Annotated in this window: 6 protein-coding genes; 5 read left to right on the forward strand and 1 reads right to left on the reverse strand. The window is 49.3% G+C overall.

Annotated elements, in window-relative coordinates:
- Positions 1-177: 177 nt before the first annotated feature.
- The 4 genes from AC2IAX_RS18565 to AC2IAX_RS18580 all read left to right on the forward strand — a co-directional run bounded on the left by AC2IAX_RS18565 (position 178) and on the right by AC2IAX_RS18580 (position 3,199).
- Entirely contained in the window at positions 178-957 is a 780-nt protein-coding gene (locus tag AC2IAX_RS18565; RefSeq protein WP_494390469.1) for a protein rep, read from the forward strand.
- Positions 958-984: 27 nt separating this feature from the next.
- On the forward strand, positions 985-1,941 hold the full coding sequence (locus tag AC2IAX_RS18570; protein ID WP_494390467.1) for a BstA C-terminal domain-containing protein: 957 nt from the start codon (positions 985-987) through the stop codon (positions 1,939-1,941).
- A gap of 42 nt (positions 1,942-1,983) precedes the next feature.
- Positions 1,984-2,556 carry a helix-turn-helix domain-containing protein gene (locus AC2IAX_RS18575; protein ID WP_494390468.1) on the forward strand — a complete coding sequence of 191 codons (573 nt, stop codon included), beginning with the start codon at positions 1,984-1,986 and terminating at the stop codon, positions 2,554-2,556.
- A gap of 151 nt (positions 2,557-2,707) precedes the next feature.
- On the forward strand, positions 2,708-3,199 hold the full coding sequence (locus tag AC2IAX_RS18580; protein ID WP_494390464.1) for a KilA-N domain-containing protein: 492 nt from the start codon (positions 2,708-2,710) through the stop codon (positions 3,197-3,199).
- A gap of 242 nt (positions 3,200-3,441) precedes the next feature.
- Here the strand turns inward: AC2IAX_RS18580 and AC2IAX_RS18585 are convergent, their stop codons facing one another.
- A complete protein-coding gene (locus AC2IAX_RS18585) occupies positions 3,442-3,699 on the reverse strand; it encodes a hypothetical protein (protein WP_494390465.1) in 258 nt (85 codons plus the stop codon).
- 11 nt (positions 3,700-3,710) lie between these two features.
- Here AC2IAX_RS18585 and AC2IAX_RS18590 point away from each other — a divergent pair, with 11 nt between their 5' ends.
- Complete coding sequence (locus tag AC2IAX_RS18590) at positions 3,711-3,881, forward strand: YegP family protein (RefSeq protein WP_494390466.1); 171 nt, start codon at positions 3,711-3,713, stop codon at positions 3,879-3,881.
- The last annotated feature ends 157 nt before the right edge of the window (positions 3,882-4,038 follow it).

Raw genomic sequence — 4,038 nt, forward strand, 5'->3', positions numbered from 1 at the left:
ATGCCTGTGCAGGACACAGACGAGGCTATACCTGTCAGTGTACCTGAATCCTCGAATTCCTCAATCCCATTAGCTGAGGTCTCACCCCGAGACAAGCCGTGGGATAAGCATCGCGCTAATTGCGACAAGGCAACCCGTCACTACGAGGGCAGCGAGTTCAATCGCTACGCAGAACGGATGACGTTTTGCTCGGAATTTCTAGGGTTCGGGCTAGTTGGAGCTGACGACGGCGAATTCAAATTGAAGTTACGGACGGCTCGATTCTGTCGAGTGCGTCACTGCCCTGTTTGCCAGTGGCGACGATCCCTCATGTGGAAAGCCAAGGCATATAGGATCCTGCCCTCTATTGTTTCTGAGTATCCCCAGCACCGCTGGTTATTCCTGACGTTGACTCAGCGCAATGTGCTGATTGTCGATCTACGCCAGACCCTAAAGGATATGAACCGAGGGTGGCAGCGATTGGTTCAACTCAAAGCATGGCCCGCGATTGGTTGGTTGCGATCAACTGAGGTCACGCGCGGTAGGGATGGATCCGCTCACCCACACTTCCACTGCTTGCTGTTGATTCCGCCTGGATATTTCAGCGGCAAGTCCTATCTCAAGCAAGCTGAGTGGGTCGCACTCTGGCGACGATCCATGCGGCTTGATTACAACCCAATTCTCGATGTTCAGGCGGTTAAGCAGGGAAAGCAGCCGATGTCATTGATCCCCGAGCTATTGAAGTATTGCGTTAAGGAGTCAGACCTGGTTGCAGATCGTGAGTGGTTTCTGGAACTGACCCGCCAGATGCACAAAATCCGCTGCGTTGCCACCGGCGGGGTACTGAAGAAATATCTCAGGGAGCTAGAGGAGGATCCAGATGACCTGATTGGACAAGAGGAGTCGGGTGAGTCTGACCTTGCTGAGTTGTGGGCTGTGTGGAAACGCCAGGAGCGGAAGTACCGCTTAAGTCTTTGAGCCTTTAGTAGTTTACAGTGAACCACCATGTCTGATGAGTATCGCTTAGTTCCCGAGCTTGACCATGAAGGCAATGAAACCGGTTTCTATACTCGGGAGCCGGATGGGGTTAGTGGGATGACTGTGACAGCGCTGGCTAACCTTTGCTCTGTTACACAACCAGCTATCACCCAGCTTTTAGGGCGAATTCAAGCTTCTAACCCCATAACGAACGACCTTCCAAATCGCCTGAAATCTTTTGCAGGTCAAGACTTGAGGCTCATAACGAACGATTCCCAGAATCGCCTGTTGGTTCCTGATGAAGCTTGTTGGGCAATTCTTGGCTATTACGCTTTTGATGCTCGTGACTATGCCGGTAAAGCTGTTGCACAGCAAAGCTATGACCGTATCGGTGGCGCTGGTATGCGCCTGTTTATTTGGTCTCGAACTGGATTTGTCCCAGGACATCTGCGTCCATCTCTTAAAAGCAGTACGACGGTCTACATCGAGCGTCTAGAAAATATCCGCGACCACCGTACTCCAGACGATAAGTGGACTACTTTTCGTGAAGGCGCTGAGGTACTCCTCCTGGTAGAGAAAGAATTTCAAGTCCCTGTTGATCAGATGGATTTGTGCGACGGCAGCATTGGACTCAGGTGGTCAGCGTACCGGAAGGGACAACCTTGGGCAAAGCCAACTGGTACTTACACTCATGTTTTTAGAGACCAGCGAGGGGAGCAAGAGGCAATTGCTTATGACCTTTCAGAGCTGCCGGTTTTTCGCAAATGGCTTCGTGATGAGTATGTTCCCTTTCATTTGCCTGAATATCTTGCTGACAAGTATGGCAAGCTAGCCTGTCGGGAAATTTACGACGCGATAGGTGGACTGACTGAGCGTGTAGAGGAAGTGTGTGCTATCAAGCGCATGACTGACAAACAACAGCAGCTCTACGAGAATTTCAAAAAACTACGTTCTCAACTTTTGTCTGTAGACAATCCTGGGTAGTCATTTGTCGGGTAGACTATAGTAGTCTACTAGTAATCTACCATGCCAACTGCTAATCCCAAAATTTCGGCTTACGTCCCGCAAGACCTGTACGATCGCTTCATAGATTTCAAGGAGCAACGTGGTTTATCGTCGGCTTCACAGGCCGCAATCGTTATCCTGACTGAATTCTTTGGATGTGGCACACCTAGTAGATTACCAAGTGATTCACCAGGTGTGCCATTAGAAGAGTTTCAGGCCCTAGTCCAACGGGTTGACCATCTATCGGAGCTAGTCAAGTCGTTGACTGTCCCTACTACTCAACAAGATGAAATAGAGTCACCTGTTAAGCAATTGCCGTTGTTGACGCAGGATTCTGACCTTGTTGCCGATCTAGAACAGGGTATTCCACTAAGTAGTTCACTCAGTAGTCCTAATGATAAATTAGGCACTCTTTCTCAAGGCTTAAGCGCCAGAGGGTTAGCTGAGCGGATGAATCGTGACCACTCAACTATTCTTCGGAGAAGTAAATCACCCAATTTTTCCGCCTGGTCGAAGGATTTGGATCCTGAGAACATCTCGTGGATCTACGATGAAAAAACAAAAAAGTTTTTCCCTTTCAGTGAACCAAGGTAGTCTACTGTAGTTCACTGTGATATGATTTGTTTTGCTAGGCAATGCTGGGAAGCAACCTAGTCCAGGTGTCAGTCAACCCCAGTGAGCCTTCGTGCCGAGCACGCCTCACTGGGGTTGCTGCTATAGCCTTCTTGTCGAATGGGGTTACGCCATGGGCGGAACTGTTAGCTTCTTCGATCAGTTCCCCGAATTTGAGGGGCAAAAGGTTGAAATCCGTGGTGTGGATGGTTACTTCAGTGCGGCTGACATGAGCCGTGCGATGGAAGCTTTTGATGGCAAAATCCGTCGCTTCAATAACTGGACACGTACAGACTTTGCACAACGCTTACTCAAGCGAATTAGTCAGAGAACTGGAATCCCAATTGACTACTCAGATTTGAGTAGTCAACCTCAGACCCCGCTCATAGACTACGTTCGGGGCGGTACAACCGGGGTATGGATTCATCCCTACGTTGCCATCTCTTATGCAATGAGCGTTCCAGAGTTCCAGGCTGAGGTAAACATCTGGATTGTCGATATGCTCACCATGCGAACAGTTAATCCTCATGTTCTGCAATGGTCACCCGCCGAATACCTACGCGGGATGGAAATGGTGCGGGATGACATTGAGGAAATCTACGGTAAGCGCGATCGGCGTGGCTGAAATCCACTGCCCAACTAAGCCGGTCACTCTGCCCTGAACTGACACCTGGAAAAAATCCGCCTCCCCCTCTGGGGGACGGGAGGGGGACTGAGATATTCGCGTGTAACTGAAAAGCTTTGTCGGGTCTCGCGATGCCTCTGCGCAACCCTTAGCGCCTGCGCAGGGTATCGCGCTATTTTAACAGGCTTGTCAAGTCAGATCTACTTGCTCTGCACTTTCTGATCTGAAGTTACCGCCTTGGGCTATGAGAAAAGATTTAAAAAGGCGATGACAATTTCAGAAATCTTGCCAGTGAGTTTTGCTCGCCATCCATCACTAGCTCCAGTGACTTCTAGGGTTCCTTCCAGACTCCCTAAAACTCTTCCCTGCGACATCTGTTGCAGCCTGAGTCTTGCTTCCTGTAAAGACTTTGCTGGAATTTCAAAACCATAGATTTCACCATCAAATTGGTACTCACACAGCCATATTTTGTATTCGGTACAATTATTATTAACGTTCATTGTGGTTACTCATGCGGTACGAATATTTCCGTGACACTCAGAGTCAATGGCGTTGGCGCTTTAAGGCATCCAACGGCAAAATCATCGCGGTATCGAGTGAGTCCTATGTCAGCATGGTTGATTGCTTGCACGCGATTCGCTTGGTTCAGGGGTCGGCGGCAGCTCGAATCCATCCCGTCTGACTTCACTTGAATTATGAGGGATAACTCTGATTCGCCGAATCGGGGTTATTCCTTGTGGTGATTGAGTTTCAGCGATTTTTGGAGGTCAAAGATACAACGAACCCCCGTGATAGAGTTGGGTTACCACACGCCAACTAAATATCCGGGGGTTCGTTAA

Source organism: Limnothrix sp. HT2024, from assembly GCF_059138625.1.

Excerpts from the sequence above, each read along its gene's own strand:
- AC2IAX_RS18565 (WP_494390469.1), top strand. The coding sequence starts at position 178 with ATGACGTTTTGCTCGGAATTTCTAGGGTTCGGGCTAGTTGGAGCTGAC.
- AC2IAX_RS18570 (WP_494390467.1), top strand. The coding sequence starts at position 985 with ATGTCTGATGAGTATCGCTTAGTTCCCGAGCTTGACCATGAAGGCAAT.
- AC2IAX_RS18575 (WP_494390468.1), top strand. The coding sequence starts at position 1,984 with ATGCCAACTGCTAATCCCAAAATTTCGGCTTACGTCCCGCAAGACCTG.
- AC2IAX_RS18580 (WP_494390464.1), top strand. The coding sequence starts at position 2,708 with ATGGGCGGAACTGTTAGCTTCTTCGATCAGTTCCCCGAATTTGAGGGG.
- AC2IAX_RS18585 (WP_494390465.1), bottom strand. The coding sequence starts at position 3,699 with ATGAACGTTAATAATAATTGTACCGAATACAAAATATGGCTGTGTGAG.
- AC2IAX_RS18590 (WP_494390466.1), top strand. The coding sequence starts at position 3,711 with ATGCGGTACGAATATTTCCGTGACACTCAGAGTCAATGGCGTTGGCGC.